Raw genomic sequence first — 19,587 nt, 5'->3', positions numbered from 1 at the left:
GGCGTCGGTACTCGTGATGGCCACCAACGACCGCGCGCTGACGCTCGCTCGGGCCGGCGACGATGACGCCTTCCGCGCGCTGACGGACCCCTACCGGCATGAGCTACAACTTCACTGCTACCGGATCGTCGGCTCGACGCAGGACGCCGAGGACCTCGTCCAGGAGACGATGCTCGCGGCGTGGCGCGGGCTCGAGCAGTTCGACCAGCGCGCGTCGATCCGCACCTGGCTGTACAGGATCGCGACCAACCGCAGCGTCGACGCGCTGCGCGCCAGCGCCCGGCGGCCGAGGCGCCTCGACGCGATGACCGAGCTGCCCGAGCCCAGCCGCCGCGCCGACCCGGTCTGGCTGGAGCCCTACCCCGACGTCCTGCTCGAAGGGCTGCCGGACGCCGCGCCCGGGCCCGACGCGCGCTACGAGGTCAAGGAGGCGATCTCGCTCGCGTTCGTGACCGGCCTGCAGCGCCTCCCGCCCCAGCAGCGGGCCGTCCTGGTCCTGCGCGACGTGCTCGGCTTCCAGGCCGCCGAGGTCGCCGCGATGCTCGACACGACCGAGACCGCGGTCCACAGCCTGCTGCGGCGCGCCCGCGCGACCGTCGACAGCCGCCTGCCCACCGCCGCCGGCCGCGAGCGCGCGCCGCTGCCCGGCTCACGCGCCGAGCGCGCGATCGTCGGGCGCTTCGCCGAGGCCGTCGAGGCCGGCGACGTCGAGACCGTCGTGAGGCTGCTGACCGACGACGCGTGGCTGCGGATGCCGCCCCAGCCCTACGAGTACCAGGGCGGCGCCGCGATCGGGCGCTTCCTCCACGACCGCGAGGCGCGTCGCGGCAGTCCCTGGCGGCTGGTCCCGACCCGCGCCAACGGCCAGCCGGCCTTCGGCTGCTACCTGCCCTGCCCCCACACGACCATCGCCCGCCCCGGCGGCCTGCTCGTGCTCACGCTCGCCGGCGGCGACATCAGCGCGATCACCTGGTTCGCCGACAACAGCGTCTTCCCCCACTTCGGGCTCCCGCGCACGCTCGCGGTGTAGCGCGCGAACGGCGCGGAGCCATCAGCCGATGCCCGCGATCCGCGCACGATCCGGTCAGCCGCGCACGCCCACGGTCACCGCGTGCGAGTGCGACGACGCGAAGGGGAACCCCGCCTGCACCGGGATGCGGGCGCGGAGCCGGTAGCGCTGCACGCCGATCGTCGCGGTGAAGCGGTACTTCAACGTGTAGGTGCCGTCCGCGCGCGTGGTCGCCGAGCCGAACGTCTGCCAGTGCGTCCCACGCCGCGCCTCGAAGACCACGACGATCCCGCCCGGGTGCGCGATCCGGTCCAGCAGGCCGCGCAGCGTCAGCACGTCGCCGTTGTGCAGAAGCCGTCGTGACGGATGGATCCTCATCGGGATCCGGACTTGGAGGTTGACGGTGTCGCTGGCTGCGGTGTCGCCGTCGCGATGGACCACGGAGACCTGCTGAGAGGTCGACGGCGCCAGGATGTAGGTGAACTGCCCCTGCGCGTTGGTGTGGGTGGGGCCGACGACCCGCGTCGAGCCGTCCGGCAGGTCCGGGCGCGACGCCACGCAGAGGTCGGCGTTGGCCAGCGGCGCGCCGTCGGCGCCGATCAGCGTGCCCCTGACCGCGATCCGGTCGCCGGCGTCGACGATCCGGGTCCGCCGTGCCTTGCCGACGTTGGCGTGCAGGACGACCGACGCCGACGCCGGGAGCGGCTCGCAGCCGGTCGGGTTGACGCTCGGCGCGGTCGGCGACGGCAACACCGGGTCGGTCGTCGGCGCCGCGACGCTCGCGGGCGGCGTCGCCGACGTGGGGCTCGTGGACGGCGCGGTCACGACCGGCGGCTGCGGCGCGGCGGCGGTCGGCGCGGGCGCGCCCGTCGCAGACGGGCAGCGGCGCAGGCCGGCGTCGGCCTCGTCGTCGTTGCCGCCCTTGAAGTAGGTCTCGTTCACCCAGCCCCAGACCGCGGGCGAGTCGGCCAAGGTGTAGGCCCACCAGTGGTGGTGCCAGGTCTGCGTCGGGTGGTTGTAGTCGGCATCGGCGACGTAGCGGTCGCAGACGAAGTACTCGCCGTCGGTGCTGTGCAGCCAGCCGGCCGGCGCGGGCGGCTGCTGGTCGTCGGGCACCGCGACCGGGTTGGTGTACACGGGGACCCAGCCGTTGGGCGCGAGCGCGCCCGCGGGCGTCAGCGGGCAGAGCTGCACCGGCTGCGTCGACCACGGCTTGGTCGTCTGGGATCCGCACGGCCAGCTGTCGGTGGCGTGTGCGCTCGGCGCCGCCGCCAGCGCGACGGCCGCGGCCAGGGCCAGCGCCGCGATCGCGGGCACCGCACCCGTCCACCTCGTCATCCGTGATGCCATCCCCACCATGACGGCGATGGTAGATCGGTGAGCAGCCTTGGGAAAAGCCGATTCGTGGCGAGCCTGATCGCAAACGGTGAACCCTCGCAGCCGCCCTGATGCCGGGCAGTGCGCACACCGATCACTTTCCCGCGTGGGAAGCTCAGTACTTGCGTGCCAGACTCGGCCCCGTGCCTCTCTCCAGCGCTCTCCCCACCTGGCCTGTCCGGTTCGTCCTAGCGCTCGTCGCGGTGATCGTCCTCGCGGGGCCCACCCCGGCACATGCCGACGGCACCTACGTGGTGTCGCAGTGCAGGACCCCTTCGGGCGGCAGTGCCGGCGTCAACTTCACGGTCGACGCCTGGGCCTCTTCGATCGACCACGCCGCGAGCACCTGCCCGGTCGGGGCCTACAACTTGCTGATGGCCCCCGGGGTCGTCCACCCCAAGGTCGACTCGATGACCGCCCGGTTCTATGCCCCGGCCGACACGTTCATCACCACCTACTCGCTCTGGCGCAGCGTCACGGTCGGCGCCGGATCGCACTACTTCTTCAGCGTCGTGGAGCTCGCCAACGAGGTCGAGAACCGCGTCGGTCCCGGATGCCGCGGCGACTCCTGCAGGGGGCTGGGCACGACGAGCTCCCCGCTGTCGTCGTCCAATCTCTTCGTGGGCAGGCCCGCGACGCCGATCGACGCCGTCGGCCTGTACGTCTCCTGCGGCTATTCCACGGCCGACGAACCCGACTGCCCGGCGGCGACCCCGGCGATCAGCGTCAACCTCTACCGGGCCGACATCACGCTGTGGGACGGGAGCAACCCCACGTTCCAGTCCACGCCGAGCGGCCCGCTGCTGTCCACGACCAACACGCTGACCGGGCCCCAGCAGGTGTCGTTCCAGGTCGCCGACAGGGGCGGCGGGGTCGCGCTGGTGGGCGTCGAGATCGACGGCAACGTCGTCGCCAGCGGGACGTTCGGGGACAGCTCGCACTCGTGCGCGGTCCCGTACACCAAGCCGGTGCCGTGCCCGCTGACCGCCGGCGGCACGCTGACCTACGACACCAGCAGGATCGCCGACGGCCCACACAGGCTGCGGGTCTTCGTCCGCGACGCCGCCGGCAACCAGACCTTCTGGGGCCCGGTCACGATCAAGACCTACAACACGCCTCCGGACATGTCGTGCGTCCCGACACCGCTGGCCGCGGACGGCGGGTCGATCCGTTCGGTGATCGTGCCCACGCCGACGAGCAGCAAGGCGCACCCCAAGGGCCAACCCACGCTCACCATGGCTTACGGCCGCAAGGCGATGATCGGCGGAACGCTGCGTGACGCGAACGGCAACCAGGTGCCGGGCGCGTCGGTGTGCATCGCGTCGCAGGATGCAGGCACGAGCGGGCCGTACACGCCGATCACGAAGGTGACGACCGCGGCCAACGGCACGTTCAGCGCGAACCTCCCGACCGGCGCGTCGCGGTCGGTGATCGCCATCGCCCGCGTCGCCGGCGGGGCGGTCGTCGGGACCGCGAAGCTCCGCGTGCAGCCCCGGATCGTCGCCAGGCCGCAGCGCCGGACGCTGCGCAACGGGCAGCTGCTGGTGATCGACGGGCGCGTCAGCGGCGGGCCCATCCCGCAGCGCGGCGTCGCGCTCAACCTCCAGGCCGTCCGCGACGGCCGCTGGCAGGGCTTCGCCGACGCGTTCCGGACCCGGCCCGACGGCACCTTCCGGTTCCGCTACCGCTTCACCCGCACGCTCGGCGTCCAGCGCTACCGGCTCCGCATCCGCGCCTACGCGCAGGCGGGCTACCCGTACCAGACGGGGTTCTCGAAGGCCCTGACGATCCGGGTCGCCGGGTCGTAGCCCGGGCTCCGTCCCGAGGCCGGCACGCTAGACGGTCGCGACGTAGGTCTCCAGCAGCGCGGCGATCACCAGCAGGACCGTGGTGATCGCCGCGACGGCGATCCAGGTCCGCGCGGCGAGGCGGCTGCGGCGGGCGTGGAGGTGGAGGGAGAGGACCAGCGCGAAGGCGGCCAGCTCGAGCGGGCCGTGGGGCAGCATCGCGTGGACCATGCGGAAGCCGTAGGCGCCGGTCGCGGCGCCGACGATCGCCAGGTTCGCGAGCACCGCGAGCGCGACGCCGGTGTCGCAGAGGCGCGCCGCGGCGGTGACCGCGCGGCGCGGACGGCCGAGGAGGCGCAGCTGCGCCACCGCCGCCGCCACACCGACCCCCGCCGCGAGGCGGAGGTTGGCCAGCAGGATCGACCACGCCTGCCCGAGCTGGTTCGGCACACCCGTGAACGGGAAGCCGAGCCAGCCACGCGCGGCGCCGGGGCAGGCAAGGCCTATGACAACCGCGATCACGGCCCACGCCATCAGCATCCCGGCCGCGACGCGCGCCGAGCCGCAAAGCACGTCCGCCGGCCCAGCCGCCGGAACGGGCGCATCCGCCTCAGCAGCCGCCCACACGGCGTCGGCCGCGGTCGCCGGCGCCGGGACGGCGGCGTGGGCGGGCGGTGTGGGGGTGATCGTCTCGCTCATCGCCGCAGCGCTCCGGAGAGGGCCTCGAGGGCGACCTCGGCGGCGGCCAGCGCGGCGTCGACGTCGCCGGTCGCCAGGTCCGGCAGGTGCGGGAGCAGCACCAGCGGCGCTCGGCGCTCGTCGGCGATCGTCGTCAGCTCGCGGGTCTGCGCCTTGCGCTCGGCGGTCGCGTCGCGGCGGGCGACGACGACCTCGGGCCGGCCGCCCGGCAGCGGACCGCCGGAGCCCAGCACGTGGCGAGCGCGCAGCACGCCGCCGGGCGTCGCGGGCAGGACCCAGACGACGTGCGTCGCCATCGCCGCGGCCACGCGCTGGGCGGGCTCGGCGAGGACGCCGCAGTCGACGACCGTCAGCCCATGGGCCGCGCGGGCGTCCTCGACGATGCGCTCCAACGCGTCGCCCGCGGCGTCGACTGCGGCCGCACGCGGCCCCGGCGCGATCAGGCGCAGCGCGTCGTCGCGCCGGACGAAGACCGGCGCCTCGTCGAGGCGCCCCTCCTCCAGCGCCCACGCGGTCTCGGCCAGCGAGCGGGGCGACTCGACGCCGGCGCAGAGCGACAGCCCACCGGTCGCCGATCCGGCGTCGACCGCGAGCACCGGCGCGTCGCCGCCCGCGCGCGCCGAGGCGACCGCGAGCAGGAACGCGACGGTGCTCGCCCCGGCCCCACCGCACAGCCCGCACACCGCGACCAGCGGCCCGCCCTTGGCGACCGGCGCGAAGCCGGCCGGCCCGAGCTCGTCGGCGAGCGCGCTCACGACGTCGGCTCCCACTTCGACACCCGCCAGCCGGCGGGCGTGTCGTGCCCGCTGACCAAGTACACGTGGTACGCAGGCTGGCCCCCGGTCGCCCCCTCGGCCTTGGCGGTCTCGTAGGTCACGACGACCAAGGACCCGTCCGGCTGCGGGATCGACCCCATCATCTTGCCGGTGCTGCTGGCGGTCGTCACACGCTCGAGCGCGTCGCGGGCCGCATGCCGCGCGTCCTCCTTCAGCTGCCCGGAGAGCGGCTCGGCCGCCAGCCCGGCCAGGACCTGCCGCTGCGCCGCGAGGTCCCTCCCGTTCCAGTTCGCCCACGCGCTCGCGAACCGCCGCAGCACGGCGTCGCGGCCGCCGCCGGCCCCGCCCGCGGTCGGCGCCACCGCTCCGGCCCGCACCGCCGTCGACGCCGGCGCGCCGGACGACGCGGGCGCGCCGGTCGACCCGGGCGCGCCGGTCGACGCGGGCGCCGCCGTCGTCGCCTTCGTCGCGGGCAGCCCGTTCTCATAGGGGTCCTGGACCCCGCAGCCTGCCGCGCCGACCACGGCGAGCCCGATGACCATCAACGACAACAACCTCCGCATGTCACAGTCCTTGCATGTGTCGAGGGGTGAAGCCGACGGTCGTCTGCGGCCCCCAGCCGGCGCCGCCGGCGAAGTTGCCGTCGCTCGTGCCCCAGAAGCGACCGTCGATCTCCAGGAACACGTGGGCGCTGTTGGCCCAGATCGTCACGTGCTGGCCCTTGCCGGCCAGGCCCCAGCCGACGTAGCCCGAGGCCGTGCGCGTCGTGACGTTGACGCCGGCGTGCTGCAGCAGCAGCGACACCGAGCCGGAGCAGTCGAGGCCCAGGTAGGCCGTGCCCGACACGTGCCTGCCACCGTCGTCCACGCACCAGGACCCGTTCGACGGGCGCGCCGGCTGCGTGTGGCCGCCGCCCCAGCAGTAGTGGTACCTCTGCGCGCCGATCCAGTTCGCCAGCGCGACGACCCGCGTCAACGGCGGCCCGACCGGGGTCGGGATCGGGCCGCTCGGGATCGCCGGGCCGCCGAGGTTGGCCCGCTGCAGCGCGAGCGCCAAGTTGTAGGCCGTACGCGCGTCAGGCAGCGACGCGGGCGGCGTGCCCTTGTAGTAGCTGAACGCCCTGAGCGTCTTGTCGTCCAGGTTCGGGCCCGCGCCGAGGTGCTGCAGGTACCTGGCCGCGGCGGCGATCGCGTCGAAGTCGTCCTTGATGCAGCCGTGCGGCTCGCACTGGTGCGGGTAGTCGCCCGGCCGGCTGCCGTCGATCGACCTGTAGGCGTCGGAGTACCCGCTCCAGGTGCCGGGCAGGAACTGCATCGGCCCGACCGCGCCCGCCGAGTTCGGGGTGAAGGCCGCGGGGTTCTGGCCGTAGCTGCTCTCGGTCGAGTGCAACGCCGCCAAGGCATAGGCATTGACCTGGTACTTGGTCGCCGCGGCCTCGTACATCGGGACGTAGACGGCCGGGATCCCGCCCGCGGTCCCGACCTGCGTCTGCTGCATCTGCTGCGACTGGACCCCGCCGCCGAGCATCGTGACGATCGTCGTCATCGCCAGGACCGGCAACATGATGATCAACATCAGGATGCCCGCGACGCCGAGCAGCAGCTTCAGGAGCTGGTCGCGGTTCTCCCACGCCTGCGAGCCGTAGTCGATCCCCTTGAGCGTCTTCCTCAGCGCGCCGGACTTGCCCGCCGCCGCCGACTTGGACGCCGCGGCCGCCTGCTGCGCGCTCGCGGCGCCCTGCGCCCCGCCGGACCCCGCGGCGCCACCGGCCCCAGCGCCTGCGCCGGCTCCGGCGCCCGCACCCGCCCCGGCGCCCGCGGCCCCCGCCGCACCCGCGCCCGCCCCCGCGCCGCCGCCGCCCGCGGCCGCGGCGCCCGCTGCCACGACCGGCGCCGGCATCAGCTCACGCCGCCCTCAGGGCTGCCGTCCCGCGCCAGCGCCGCCAGCCCTGCCCACACGTCGCCGCCGTGCTCGGCGATGGCCCGGTCGCGCAGCGGCGCGTCCCGGATCGGGTCCGACGTGTAGCACCAGTACTCGGTCGGCCCGATCCGCAGCGCGACCCGCCCGCGCCCGCGCGTCCCGTTGACCCAGAACATCTGCGAGTGCGAGCCCTTGACGGTCTTCAGCCGCCCCAGCAGCGCCGCCTCCTCGTCCGACAGCCGCAGCGCCTCCTTGACGAACGGGATCTCCTCCGGGTGCTGGGCCAGGAACATCTGCATCGTCGAGTTGCGCAGCAGCGCGATCCCGTGCTCGGTGTCGAAGTCGCTGAGGTGCTGCGACATCACGATCAGGAACAGGCCAAGGTGCCGCGCGCGGCGCGCGAGGTCGTTCGCGTAGGCCCCGGTCTCCGGGTTGCCGACGAGGGCCCAGCCCTCGTCGATCAGCAGGATCGACTTGCCGGTGAACAGCGGCGCGCCCTCCATCGAGGCGTCCTCGGCGTACGCGTCGCGGTGGCGCTCGATCGCACGCGTGACGTACTCGATGATCGAGAACATCACGGGCTTCAGGACGACCTCCGGGCAGCGCCGCGTCTCGAAGACGACCAGCGGCGAGTCCGACGGGACGCTGGTCTCGCGATCCAGCAGGTACGCGTAGGAGCCTTCGTCGCAGAACTCACCGAGGCGCTCGGCGAGGTTGCGCAGCACGGCCGCGAGGTCGAGCGCGCCGGCGTTCTGCTCCGCGTGCGAGCGCTCGAACAGCTCCGAGCGCAGCAGCGACTCGCGCGCCGGGACGTCCTCCGCGGCCGCCCGCGCGTAGACCGACCGGATCGCCGCGCCGAGCTGCGAGCGCTCCAGCGTCGTCAGGCCCTCCTCGCCCATCATCACCTGATGCAGCGAGACGAGGAAGGCGATCTTCTCCAGCGGCACGTTGCGCGGGTCGTCGACGTCCCACGGGTTGATCGCGAACTCCGAGTCGTCGGCGCCGATCTCGACCTGCCGCGCGCCCTCGATCAGGTTCGTCAGCACCGTGTAGTGGCCCGCGCGGTCGAGCACGAACGCGCGCGCCCCGTGCGCCAGGCAGCGCGACACCACCACGTTCGCGCACAGCGTCTTGCCCGAGCCGGACCGCCCGGCGATCAGCAGCGTCTGGTTGGCGTGCCAGCGGTCGTAGGGGTTGAGCAGCTCGAGCGTCCGGCCCGGGTCGCTGAACCCGAACGGGATCCCGGTCGGCGACCCGCACGACGTCCCGGCCAGCGGCACGAGGTCGCCGACGTTGCGCATCGCGTACTTGCGCGCGTGCGCGCAGACGTCGCGGCCGAGCGGCAGCGTCGACTGCCACAGCTCCTGCTGCTGGAACTCGCCGCGGTGCACCCGGCAGTCGATCGCGGTCTGCAGCTGGTCGGCGCAGAAGTCGACCGCCTCCGCCAGCAGCGCCGGGTCCGGCTCCGGGCCACGCGCGCGCAGCGACTGGTAGATCGAGACGCGGTACAGGCCCGACATCTCGTTGCCGGCCATCTCGCCCAGGAGCCGCTCGGCCTCGTGCTCCTGCGCGTAGCGGTCGAAGTCCGGGACGCGTCCGCGCGCCTCGGCGCCGCGGTTGATCGCGAACAGCCGCCGGTAGCCCATCTTCAGCTTGCGCCGCTCGGCGCGGCGGTCGAGCGCGTGGACGTGCACGCTCATCGTGAACGGCTGGCGGGTCATCATCGCGCCCATCAGCGCGCCGACGTAGGTCGACTCCGCGGTCGTCGCCGCGTAGATCGTCTGCTCGATGTCGCGGTCGACCTCCGCGTAGTGCTTGGAGCGCTTGAAGTCCAGGGACGAGCGGGCGATCAGGTCGCGCAGGCGCGTCGCGGCCTCACGCGCCTCCTGCGCGTCGACCGGCTCGTCGAGCTGGCCTACGATCTCGGTGTCCATGACCGGCGGCCGACGGCCGCCGTCGGCGAGCGTCGGGTTGAAGCGCGCCCACAGGAGCGCGGCGACCTGCTCACCGTTCAGCAACCGCGTGGGAAGCGAGAGCGCGTCGAGCTCGGAGCGGATCGCATCGGTGTGCGCGAGGCTCTCCCGGACCGCGCGCCGGTGCGCCTTGAGGTCGCGCTCCAACGCCGCGCTCGCCAGGCGCAGCCCACCAGGCTTGAGCTGGCGCAGGACGTCGACCGCCGACCCGTTGCGCGGGACGTAGGGCACGATCACGTAGGCGCTCATCTGGACAGCGGCCTGGTCGTCGGCGTGCAGGCGCAGCGACTCCTCCATCGCCGCGTACAGCCGCCAGCGCGAGAGCGAGCGGCCGTCGAGCGCGTCGTCCGGCGTCGGTGCCGGGCCGGCCCACGCCTCGACCTCGCGGCGCGAACGCAGCAGGATCTCGTCGAGGTTCACGGGCCGCGCCTGGACGTAGAACTGGACCGACTGCTCGGGCCGCAGCCGGCCGACCAGATGGCAGAACGCGGCGGCGACGCCCTGGCGCTCGGCCTGCGAGAGGACGAACGGGTTCGGCGGCGCGACCTCGATGATCCGGACGAGCGCGCCTTCGCGCGTGATGACGAGGCCGCTCTGGTCGAGCGCCTCGATGGCCAGCAGCTCGCCGGCCTCCTGGTTGGGCTCGGTCGACGCGTGGGCGCCGCCGGCGGCGGAGCGGAGCTTCATGGTCAGTTCCCCCAGAGGGTCGTCGGGTCCAGCTCGGCGACGCGGTCGCGCTCGGCGCGGCGCGCGTCGTCCGGAGCCTCGGTCAGGCGGTAGCCCGCGGACTCGGCACCGGGGCCGGGCACGAAGCGGGCGTCGCGGCGGCGCCAGCGCGCCGCGGAGCGCAGCAGCAGCCAGAAGTCGAACTCCGACAGGCTGGCCAGGAAGACGGCGGCGATCGGGATGCCGCCGAGGTAGATCGCGCTGACGAGCGTCAGCATGTGCCCGAACGGGCTGAGGTACATCCCGTAGACGAGCGCGGTGATCGCGCCCGCGAAGATGCCGCACCACTGGCCGATCGTGAGGTCGCCGATGTGGAGCTTGCTGTCGAGGTGCTTGTAGGCGGAGTTCATCGCCCGGCCTTGCCGTTGTTGTTCATGTTGGTGACGGAGTAGGCACCGTCCGGGCCGCGCGTCGCGCGCATCGGCTCGCTCGCCCCGTCGCCGGCCGTGCTCGGCCGCGGGGTCGTCGGTTGGCTCATCCCGGCGTTGCGCGTCGGGATCGACGCGGAGCCGATCGTGTACAGCGCCCGCTGGCTGGCCTGATCGCGGCCGTACTCGGCCATCATCTGGGCGGCCAGCGGCTGGACCTTCCCGCCGGTCGTCTCGGCCTTGCTCCACAGACGCCACTGATCGGAGTCGCTGAGCGCCGACTGCGCATCGGAGACCTGGGAGACCGACGGGCCCTGCTGCGGCGACACCGCCTGCATGCGCTGCTGGAACTGCGACGCGCGCGCCTGGTCGAAGCGCGGGGGCTGCTGGTTGGGGCGCGCGCCCGGGCCGCTGCCGTTGCGCCCGCGCGGGCCGCCGTGCCGGCGCCCGTCGTGGGGGCCGCCCGTGCCGCCGCCGGGCCCACGGCCGCGGCCGCCGCCGGGGCCGGTGCCCGGACCGCCGGGCCGGGGGCCACCGCCGCCACCACCACCGCCGCCGCCCGGCGACGGGCCGCCGCCCGGGCCGCCGATCGCCGGCATGCCGCCCGCGGGCAACGCGCGCCGGCCCGGCAGCGCGGTCCGGTTGGGGTAGATCCGCTCCGCGGTCGCCCTCAGCGGGTCCTGGGCCTCGGCCGTGACGGTCGGCGAGGGCGTCGAACCGCCACCGCCCCTGCTGAACATCCCCGCGGCCTGGCGCATCGCGAGGTAGGTCGCGATCGAGCCGAGCCCGCTGCGCCCGCCCCCGCCGCCCGGCTGGTAGGCCGCCTTCAGGAGGTTCTTCGGGATCGTGATCGCCGAGATCAGGATCGCGTCGGCGGCCAGCGGCCGGACGAGCTGGTCGAGCCAGCCGTTGCCGTCGGTGGGGACGTTGAACATCGAGATCCCCAGCGCGGCGAACGTCGCGAACAGCAGCGCCCAGATCAGCGGCACGACCAGGCACGTGAACATCGCCTTGGCCGCGGTCCGGCTCAGCCACGCGAACTCGTCGATCGGCCACAGCACGATCGCCACCGGCATCGCGATGCGCAGGAACGCGGTCCCGGCCGTCAGCGAGATCTTCATCCACAGCAGGCCGAGCAGCGCGAACACGCCGGCCAGCTCGGCGATGAGGCTGATGATCATCGACGGCCCCGGGACGAACGTCGAGATCGTGAAGTCCCGGAACATGTTCTTGAGGTCGTCCTGGACCGAGGGCGCGCCCATGATCCCCGCGGTCGCCGAGTTGAAGATCGCGACCGCCTGGTCGAACACCCACGGCCACGCCAGGATCATCAGCGCCGCCCAGATCGAGCGGGTGAAGCCCTCGACGGCCTCCGCCCCGCCCTGGCCCGAGAGCGACAGGCCCGACAGCCAGTAGCGGATGATCGAGATCGTCATGACCGCGCCGAGCGCGCCGAACGCGAGCGCGGTCGTGAGGTCGCTGAGCTTCTCGATGTTGCCGTCGTGCGCGAAGCTCGGGATCGCGGTCAGGTACGTCAGGACGACCTGCGTCACCGACGCCTGGATGCCGCCGAACAGCATGTCGAACGTCTTCGAGATCACCGTGCCGGCCGCGTCCTTGGCGCAGTCGGTGATCGAGAAGCTGAAGTCCATGCTGCAGCTCGCCTCGGCCGGCTGCGGCGCCAGGAGGGACAGCACGAGCGCCAGCGGCACGGCGACGGCCACGAGGGCCGCCACCTGCGCCACCGCGCGCGACGACGGCCGCCGGAGGCGGAAGCGCCGCCGGGACCGTGGCGCCGTCGCGTTGCGTCGCCGTCGCTGGACGAAGCGGGGCATCCGTCGCGCCTACTGCACGATGCCCGAGACGGAGGCGACGAAGATCAGCGTGCCGAGGGCCGCGCCGATGATCGTGATCCCCCGGCGGTTGCCGAACATCAGCGCGCCGGCGCCGACGACGCAGGCCAGCGGCGCGATCGCCGCCATCGCGATCGTCGCGGGTCCGACGAGCGCGTCGGCCGCGTTGACGAACTTGCCGAGGCCGTCGGTCGTCTTGTCGATGCCTGCGGCGTTGCGGACGATGTTCGCCCCGCCGGCGAGGAAGAAGCCGAGCGGGACGATCGCGCTGACCGCCAACCAGGCGGCGACGGCGCCCGCGTGCTTGCGGATGGTGCTCTGCATGGTGTGCTCCTGTTGTTGGTGCTGAACGGAGTTGTTGATGGTGTCGGTCATTGCTCGAACGAGAACTCGTCGCCGCTGCCGCCGGAGCTGCTGCCGCTGTGGTGGCTGGGCGCGGTGGTCCTGGGGGTCGACGTCTGGGCCGGCGCCGGCGCCGGCGTCTGCGTCTGCGTCGCCGGGGCGGGCTCCTGTTGTTGGGGTGGTTGAGCTTGGGTCCGGGGCGCGCCGGCACGGCGGCGCTCGGCGGCGGCGCGGCGGCGACGGGCGGCGGCGCGCTCGCGGCGGCGCTCGGCCACGGCACGGCGGTGCGCGGCGGCGCGCTCGCGACGGCGGGTCGCGGCGCGAGCGCGGGCCCGCGCGGCCGCGGCGGCGCGGGCGCGCGCCCGAGCGGCGGCGCGCTGCGGCGCGGCAGCGTCGGCCGGCGCAACGGCGTTCTGGGCGGTCGTCGTAGCGGTCTCCACGCGCGCAGGCGGGCGCGCGGGCGCGCGGGACGCGGTCTCACGCGGCGCCGGCCCGGGACCGAAGAGCGCGGCGCCCGCCGACAGCACGACCACCAGCGCCAGGCCCGCGAACGCCGCGCGCAGCCAGCGCTTCGCGCCGCCGCGGCCGCCGCCGCGCGGTCGCGCGCCGGCCAACGCCGTCAGCCGGCCGAGCGCGACCCGCAGCTCCTCGCCCACCGCGATCGGCTCGCGCTCCCGCCGCACGCGCGGCTCCCGGCGCGACCGCTTCGGCGCACGCCGCGGCGCGGCGACCGGCTCGGCCGGGAGCGCGAACGCCTCGGCCTCGGCGGCGATCTCGAAGAGGTTGCCGGTGGGCCGCTCGTCGGTGGATGGGAAGGGTGCGGGCATCGTCGTCTACTCGCTCCATGGGTCGAGCGGCGCGGTCCGCCCCCACGAGTTGCCGGGCTCGTCCGGGAGCGGTTCGGGGAGCCGCGCGGCCGGCCCGCCGCCGCGCGCGCGCTGGGCGGCGACGTGGTGGCGGACGACCGCCTCGTCGACCGTCGCCTCGCGCATCCCGGCCCGCACCGCGGGCACGACGGCAACCTCGACGCCGCAGGCCGCGGCGGTCGCCAGCGCGGGCGCGACCGCGTCGTCGGCCGCCAACCCGTCGGCGACGACGAGCGTGACGCCGCCGGTCGCCAGCGCCGGGCAGCCGATGCAGCGCCAGGCGGCGTCGGCGAGCGCGTCGATCGTCATGCGCGCGATCGCCCGGGCGCGGTCCGGGCCGACCGCCTCGCGCGCGACGTCGACGACGAGCGCCTCGCGCGCCTCCACGACGCGGTCCAGCGAGACCGGCCGCGGGTGGCGCAGCGTCTGGTCGACCGCCGGGATCAGCAGCCGCAGCAGGAGCGTCCGCGGGACGTCGAGGCGCGCGGACGTCACCGTCGGGTGGTCGCGCAGGGCAGCGGGCAGCTCCTGGCCGAGGAAGCGCGCGGGCCCGGCGCAGCCCGCCTCGCCGAGCAGCGCCGCGACGACGCGGTCGCGCAGCGCGGCCTCGGACGGGATCAGCAGCCGGTAGGCGTGCCACAGCGTCGCGCGCTCGCCGCCCAACGCGCCCCGGCGGCCGGCGACGACGACCGCGTGCGTCGCGTCGCGCAGCCAGCGCTCGGCGGTCGCGTCGCCGCCGCCCTCGACCTCGCCCAGCGCGACCGCGACGCGGCGTGCGATCGCCGCCGCGTCGTCCCCACCCGTCAGCGGGTCGAGCCCGACCTCGGGGCGCGCGACGTCGAGGTGGTGGGCGACGCGGCCGCGGGGCACGCGCGACAACGCGGCGATCGCGGTCGCCGGCCGAGCGGCGACGACGACGACCGCGCGGTCGCGGTCGCGCGCGGCGCGCGCGACGCTGCGCAACGCGTCGCGCAGCGTCCGGGGCGCTGGGAAGGTGAACAGGCGTGGTGGCATCTCGGTCTGTCCATTGGGCGGGGCGCGCAGCCCGCCCCCACAAGTTCGCCCCCCACCGCGATGACGCTTCGCGATCGGAGTGCACGCGGGTTGGCATTGGCATCCCGCGCCGGTGGTCGCATGCTGTCGCCGACCGATCCCTGCGACCCCCGGAGGACGCGCACATGCCCCAGCTGCTCAAGGAAGGACTCCCGGACCGGGTGTCCCGCACCAAGTTCGACTTCAGCGCCTGGGCCGACGGCCAGGCGTGGAAGTTCGTCAAGGGCGAGGACTACTCGAGCTCGACGGAGACGTTCCGCTACAACATCCGCCGCTGGGCGCGCGATCACGGCTTCGAGGCCGAGCTGCGCCCGTACCCGGCGACCGATCGCGACGGCACCGAGGTGCCGCTGGCGAAGGCCGACGCGGTCGCGCTCGGCGTGATCCTCCGGGGCGGCGAGGCGCAGGCGGCGGCCACCGCCGATCAGCGCCGCTGATGGCCGCCTAGCGAAATCGTCATTGGCGCCGAGCGCTCACCACAGGGATGATGCCGCCATCGATGTTGGAGTCCGCCGTCGTCGAACGACAGGCACGACGCACCGCCGCGTCCTACCAAGATCACCGGGGCTACGTCCTCGGCGTCCTGGCACGGCGCTGCGGCTGGCTGGCGGCCGACGAGCGCGAGGCGCTGCTGCACGACGCGTGGACGGTCCTCCTCGAGAAGGAGCGCGACGGATCGCTCGACGTGGCCGCGATGCGGCCGCCGCAGGTCCGGGCGTACCTGACCCAGACGGCGATCAACAAGGCGCTGGACGAGGGCCGGCGGGCACGCGCGAAGGACGAGCCGCTCGGCGACCGCGACGACTTCGAGGCCGCCGGCGAGGCGCCCGACGAGGTCGCCGACGCGCAGATGGAGGGCGCGCGGCTGCGCGAGATCGTCGGCGAGCTGAGCCCGCGGCAGCAGACGATCGTCAAGCTGCGGTTCTTCTTCGACCGGTCGCCGGGCGAGATCCAGGAGCTGCTCGGGCTGACCGAGCGCGCATACCGGCGCGACCTGGAGCGCGCGATGGCCCTGGTCTCCGAGCGCTACGAGCTGGTTCGCGAGGGCCGGTTCTGCGACAGCCGCCTGAGCCTGATCCGCGCGTACGTCGCCGGGATCGCGGGGCCCAACCGCACGCGCGAGGCGCGCGAGCACCTCGCGACGTGCCCGGCGTGCCGGCGGTTCGCGCTCGACCTGCGCCGGGCGACGGGCAAGGTCGCGGTGCTCCTGCCGCTCCCGGTCTTCGCCGACGGCGGCGCGCGCGGGCGGTTCGCGCACGTCCTCGAGCTGTTCAGCGGCCCGCGCGACGCGACCGGGCAGGCGCTGTCCGGCGCCAGGGAGCAGGCGGCGATGCTGTCGACGCGGGTCGGCGACGGCTCGCCGCTGACGGCCTTCGCGAGCGCGCGGCCGGGTTCGGTGATCGCGGCGCTGAGCGCGTGCGTCGCCGTCGGGTCCGGCGGCGCGTACTGCGCGCTGAACGGGCTGCCGCACCCGCTGCCCAGGTCGCATCAGCACGAAGTGGCCAGGCACCCGCCGAAGGCGGCGTCGGTGCACAGGGTGAAGCCGCCCGCAGCGACGCAGGCGGCGCGGCCGGTGACGCCCGTGACGAGGACGGCCGCGGCCACGACGAGGTCGTCGGCGCCTTCGGCGTCGAAGCCCAAGAGGTCGTCCACGGCGAGGGCCAGGACGTCGTCCGCCAAGCCCAGGGCCGATCCGGTGGTCGCAGCCCAGGAGTTCGGCATCGAGGGCGCTGGGACGACGGTCCAGAGGAGCTCGGGGAGCAGCGCCGTGACCGCCCCGGCGAGGAGGTCCACGCCCAACCGGGTGCCGGGCGAGTTCGACCCATAGGCCGAAGGTCATGAAGTCAGGGGGGCGAGTTCTCGCTCCCACGCCATAGAGGGGGTATGGGACCTCACCACGAACCGCCCCTCGAAGCCCCCGGCCTCACCGCCGGGCCGTCCTGGCCGGGCGTCGAGCACCGGCACCTGGCGTCGCTGGCCGCCGTCGCCGAGGCGTGCTCGTTCCGCGGCGCGTCGCGCAAGCTCGGCTACTCGCAGTCGGCGCTGTCCCAGCACGTCGCGCAGCTGGAGCGGCTCGTCGGCGCCGAGCTCGTCGAGCGCCGGCGCGGCCGCGGCGCGGTCGCGCTGACCGACGCGGGCCGGATGCTGCTGCGGCATGTCGACCGCATCCTCGCGATCTACCGCGCGGCGGAGGTCGACCTGGCGGCGCTCACGTCGCCCGGCCCGGGGAGGCTCCGGGTCGCGGTCGCCGAGCACCTCGCGACGAGCGTCCCGGCCGCGGTCCTGCCGGGGTTCCTGCGCGCGCATCCGGGGGTCGACGTGACGCTGTCGGGCGGCGCGAAGCCGGAGACGCTGGCGGGCGCCGCTCGCGCGGGCTCGGTGGACCTCGTCGTGGGCGACCCGCCGGACGACCCCGGGGGATTCACGGTGCTGGCGGTCGCGCCGGAGCCGTGCGTGCTCGCGGTGCCCGCGACGTGGGCGGTCGCGCGGCGCGCGCTGGCGACCGGCGCGGTCGGGGACCTCCTGGAGCACCTGCCGGTCGCGCTCGACCCCGCCGACCCGGACGATGCGCGGATCGGCCGCGAGCTGCGCGCGCACGGGATCACGCTGAAGCCGACCGAGGTGCAGGGCGGCGCGTCGCTGCTGCTCGCCTGGGTGGCCGCGGGGCGCAGCGCGGCGATCCTGCCGCGCGGGCGGGCCGGCGACGACCCGCGCGTCCTGCTGCTGCCGCTCGACGGCTTCGTGGCCCCGCGCGCGGTCGCCGCGTACTGGTTGCGGGACCGCCGCCGGTCAGCGTTCATGACCACGTTTTCGGAGCTTTTGCGCGAGTCTCGTGCGCATTTGACTGGCCCAACCCGGCCGTTGGGGGTTAACACCCCTGGTACAGACCACTTCGATTTGGAAGGCTCGCAGCGTGGACGGTTGGTTGGGAGTTGAGTTGCGTCACCTCGCGGCGCTCGGCGCGGTCCATGAGGAGCGCTCGTTCCGTGGTGCGGCGGACCGGCTGGGGTACGTCCAGTCGGCGGTCAGCCAGCAGATCTCGCAGCTCGAGCGGCTCGTCGGCGCGCGGCTGGTCGATCGCGAGCGCGGGCACACGCCGCCGGTGATGCTGACCGAGGCGGGCCTGGTCCTGCTCGAGCACGGCGCGACGATCCTCGCGCAGCTCGACGCGGCGCAGGCCGACCTGCGGCTGCTGTCCTCCGGTGACGAGCCGCGGCTGCACGTCGGCGTGCTGCAGAGCGTGGCGGCGACGCTGCTCCCGATGACGCTGATGGACCTGCGCGCGAGCCATCCCCAGATCGCGGTCGAGGTCACCGAGGCGGGCGGCGACCGCGACGCGTTCGCCGCGGTCGAGGCCGGTGAGCTCGATGCCGCGTTCGCCGAGCTGCCGCTGGCCGATGGCCCGTTCGAGAGCGTCGAGATCCTCGTCGACCCGACGATCCTGCTCGTGCAGGCGTCGTCGGCGCGTGCGGCAGCCGGTGCTCCCGCGACGCGCGCAGAGCTGGTCGAGGAGCCGCTGATCCACATCCAGGGCTGGCCGTTGCTGGACAGCATCGAGGCGCTGCTGCGCGCGGGCGGCCACGAGCCGGAGATCGCACTGCGCGCCGACGCCAACGCGACCGTGCAGGCGCTCGTCGGTGCCGGCTGCGGCGCGGCGCTCCTCCCGGCGCTGGCGGTCGCGAGCGACGACCAGGCGACGGTCGCGCTGCCCGTCGACCACCTGCTGCCGTCACGCCGGCTGGCGCTGTACTGGCACGCCGGCCGCAAGCGCCCCGCGGTGGTCAACGCCTTCTGCGAGGCCGTCCTGCGCAGCGCTGCGACGCTGTCGCCCGCGGGCGACGAGCCGTCCGTTCACGCCCGCTGATCGGGCTGAGCACGGACACGCATCACCTCGCGGTCCCGCGACCGCAAGACTCTCGGTGTGATGTCGAGCAGGCAAGACCCGGGCGTCGCGCTCTTGGAGCTGGCGGCGTTGGGCGCGGTCGCCCGCGCCGGCACGATCGCTGCCGCCGCGCTCGTGCTGGGCACGTCGGCCCACGACGTGCAGGCGCGGATCTCGCGGCTCGAGGACGCGACCGGCCACCGGCTGCTCGCGCGCGACGGTGACGGCGGCGCCGAGCCGTTGACCTCCGCGGGGCGGCTGCTGGCCGAGCACGCGCAGGCGATCGGCGACACCGTCTCTGCCGCGCGCCGCGAGCTGGCGGCGCTGGCCGGCGCGCGCGCCGATCACCTCCGCATCGGCGCGACGCGCGAGCTCCCGGCGCGGCTGCTCGCCGACCTCGTCGCCGCGCTGGCCGAGACGCTGCCGGAGCGCCCCGCCGTCACGGTCACCACCGGCGACCGCGCCGCGGCGCTCGACGCGCTCGCCGCCGGGCACCTCCACGCGCTCGCCGACGCGGGCGAGCCGCCGGACGATCCGCGCGTCGAGGTCGCGATGCTGCTCCATGACCCCTGGGCGCTGCTCGTCGGGTCGTCGTCACCGCTGGCCGAGCGTGCCGCGCCGCTGTCGGCCGCGGACCTCGCCGCGCTGCCGCTGGTCCAAGCGTTCGGCATCGATGACGCCGCGACCGCGCAGGCGCTGGTCGCCGCGGGCGTCGGCTCCGCGATCCTGCCCCGAACGGCGATCGACGCCTGCCGCCCCGGCGTCGTCGCGATCGACATCGGGCACCTCCTCCCCGCCCGCCCCATCCTCCTGCTCTGGGCCGCCGGCACGGGCGCGACGGCGCCCGTCGCCGCGGCCCGCGCCGCTGCGGCCGCCGTCGCCACCCGCATCGCCACACGCCGCGACGCCCTGGCCGCCCTCCAGGACGGCACCGGCTGACGGCGCCCCGCCCCCG

18 protein-coding genes are annotated in these 19,587 nt (G+C 74.8%); 7 read left to right on the top strand and 11 right to left on the bottom strand.

Going from position 1 to position 19,587, the window contains the following annotated elements; genetic code table 11:
• Positions 1-16 precede the first annotated feature (16 nt).
• On the top strand, positions 17-1,030 hold the full coding sequence (locus H030_RS0111155) for a sigma-70 family RNA polymerase sigma factor (RefSeq protein WP_027006171.1): 1,014 nt from the start codon (positions 17-19) through the stop codon (positions 1,028-1,030).
• Positions 1,031-1,084: 54 nt separating this feature from the next.
• Here the strand turns inward: H030_RS0111155 and H030_RS0111150 are convergent, their stop codons facing one another.
• Positions 1,085-2,326: a hypothetical protein gene (locus H030_RS0111150; protein ID WP_155891976.1), complete on the bottom strand. Its 1,242-nt coding sequence runs from the start codon at positions 2,324-2,326 to the stop codon at positions 1,085-1,087.
• A gap of 263 nt (positions 2,327-2,589) precedes the next feature.
• Between H030_RS0111150 and H030_RS0111145 the strand changes: the two genes are divergently transcribed.
• Positions 2,590-4,194 (top strand): carboxypeptidase-like regulatory domain-containing protein, encoded by a 1,605-nt coding sequence (locus H030_RS0111145; RefSeq protein WP_027006169.1) that lies wholly within the window; start codon positions 2,590-2,592, stop codon positions 4,192-4,194.
• A gap of 27 nt (positions 4,195-4,221) precedes the next feature.
• Here H030_RS0111145 and H030_RS0111140 read toward each other — a convergent pair whose 3' ends face one another.
• The 10 genes from H030_RS0111140 to H030_RS0111095 all read right to left on the bottom strand — a co-directional run bounded on the left by H030_RS0111140 (position 4,222) and on the right by H030_RS0111095 (position 14,710).
• Complete coding sequence (locus H030_RS0111140) at positions 4,222-4,872, bottom strand: hypothetical protein (protein ID WP_027006168.1); 651 nt, start codon at positions 4,870-4,872, stop codon at positions 4,222-4,224.
• Complete coding sequence (locus H030_RS0111135) at positions 4,869-5,627, bottom strand: hypothetical protein (protein ID WP_155891975.1); 759 nt, start codon at positions 5,625-5,627, stop codon at positions 4,869-4,871. The genes H030_RS0111140 and H030_RS0111135 overlap by 4 nt, the downstream gene beginning before the upstream one ends.
• Positions 5,624-6,190: a hypothetical protein gene (locus H030_RS0111130; protein WP_027006166.1), complete on the bottom strand. Its 567-nt coding sequence runs from the start codon at positions 6,188-6,190 to the stop codon at positions 5,624-5,626. Before H030_RS0111130 ends, H030_RS0111135 begins: the two co-directional genes overlap by 4 nt.
• Before the next feature lie 22 nt (positions 6,191-6,212).
• On the bottom strand, positions 6,213-7,547 hold the full coding sequence (locus tag H030_RS0111125; RefSeq protein WP_027006165.1) for a transglycosylase SLT domain-containing protein: 1,335 nt from the start codon (positions 7,545-7,547) through the stop codon (positions 6,213-6,215).
• The gene (locus H030_RS39020) at positions 7,547-10,228 is read right to left on the bottom strand and encodes a VirB4 family type IV secretion system protein (protein WP_027006164.1); all 2,682 of its coding nucleotides are present in this window, start codon (positions 10,226-10,228) and stop codon (positions 7,547-7,549) included. The genes H030_RS0111125 and H030_RS39020 overlap by 1 nt, the downstream gene beginning before the upstream one ends.
• Positions 10,229-10,230: 2 nt before the next feature.
• Positions 10,231-10,617, bottom strand: coding sequence for a hypothetical protein (locus H030_RS0111115; RefSeq protein WP_027006163.1), 387 nt, complete (start codon positions 10,615-10,617; stop codon positions 10,231-10,233).
• Positions 10,614-12,371, bottom strand: coding sequence for a hypothetical protein (locus tag H030_RS39660; RefSeq protein WP_231398405.1), 1,758 nt, complete (start codon positions 12,369-12,371; stop codon positions 10,614-10,616). The genes H030_RS0111115 and H030_RS39660 overlap by 4 nt, the downstream gene beginning before the upstream one ends.
• Positions 12,372-12,479: 108 nt before the next feature.
• A complete protein-coding gene (locus tag H030_RS0111105; RefSeq protein WP_027006161.1) occupies positions 12,480-12,863 on the bottom strand; it encodes a hypothetical protein in 384 nt (127 codons plus the stop codon).
• The gene (locus tag H030_RS0111100; protein WP_027006160.1) at positions 12,860-13,657 is read right to left on the bottom strand and encodes a hypothetical protein; all 798 of its coding nucleotides are present in this window, start codon (positions 13,655-13,657) and stop codon (positions 12,860-12,862) included. The genes H030_RS0111105 and H030_RS0111100 overlap by 4 nt, the downstream gene beginning before the upstream one ends.
• A gap of 6 nt (positions 13,658-13,663) precedes the next feature.
• Positions 13,664-14,710, bottom strand: coding sequence for a hypothetical protein (locus H030_RS0111095; protein ID WP_027006159.1), 1,047 nt, complete (start codon positions 14,708-14,710; stop codon positions 13,664-13,666).
• 164 nt (positions 14,711-14,874) lie between these two features.
• On the opposite strand from H030_RS0111095, the gene H030_RS0111090 reads away from it, so the two are divergent.
• From H030_RS0111090 to H030_RS36875, 5 genes are all read left to right on the top strand, one after another.
• Entirely contained in the window at positions 14,875-15,186 is a 312-nt protein-coding gene (locus H030_RS0111090; protein ID WP_027006158.1) for a hypothetical protein, read from the top strand.
• Positions 15,187-15,248: 62 nt separating this feature from the next.
• Positions 15,249-16,577 carry a sigma-70 family RNA polymerase sigma factor gene (locus H030_RS0111085; RefSeq protein WP_027006157.1) on the top strand — a complete coding sequence of 443 codons (1,329 nt, stop codon included), beginning with the start codon at positions 15,249-15,251 and terminating at the stop codon, positions 16,575-16,577.
• A 56-nt stretch (positions 16,578-16,633) separates the two neighbouring features.
• Complete coding sequence (locus tag H030_RS36880; protein ID WP_051222341.1) at positions 16,634-17,686, top strand: LysR family transcriptional regulator; 1,053 nt, start codon at positions 16,634-16,636, stop codon at positions 17,684-17,686.
• Position 17,687: 1 nt separating this feature from the next.
• The gene (locus tag H030_RS0111075; protein WP_027006156.1) at positions 17,688-18,614 is read left to right on the top strand and encodes a LysR family transcriptional regulator; all 927 of its coding nucleotides are present in this window, start codon (positions 17,688-17,690) and stop codon (positions 18,612-18,614) included.
• A gap of 60 nt (positions 18,615-18,674) precedes the next feature.
• On the top strand, positions 18,675-19,571 hold the full coding sequence (locus H030_RS36875) for a LysR substrate-binding domain-containing protein (RefSeq protein ID WP_051222340.1): 897 nt from the start codon (positions 18,675-18,677) through the stop codon (positions 19,569-19,571).
• The last annotated feature ends 16 nt before the right edge of the window (positions 19,572-19,587 follow it).

The sequence above is a fragment of the Conexibacter woesei Iso977N genome (assembly GCF_000424625.1).
In the GTDB taxonomy this organism is placed as follows: domain Bacteria; phylum Actinomycetota; class Thermoleophilia; order Solirubrobacterales; family Solirubrobacteraceae; genus Baekduia; species Baekduia woesei_A.
This window is presented reverse-complemented; position numbering and strand designations above follow the sequence as displayed.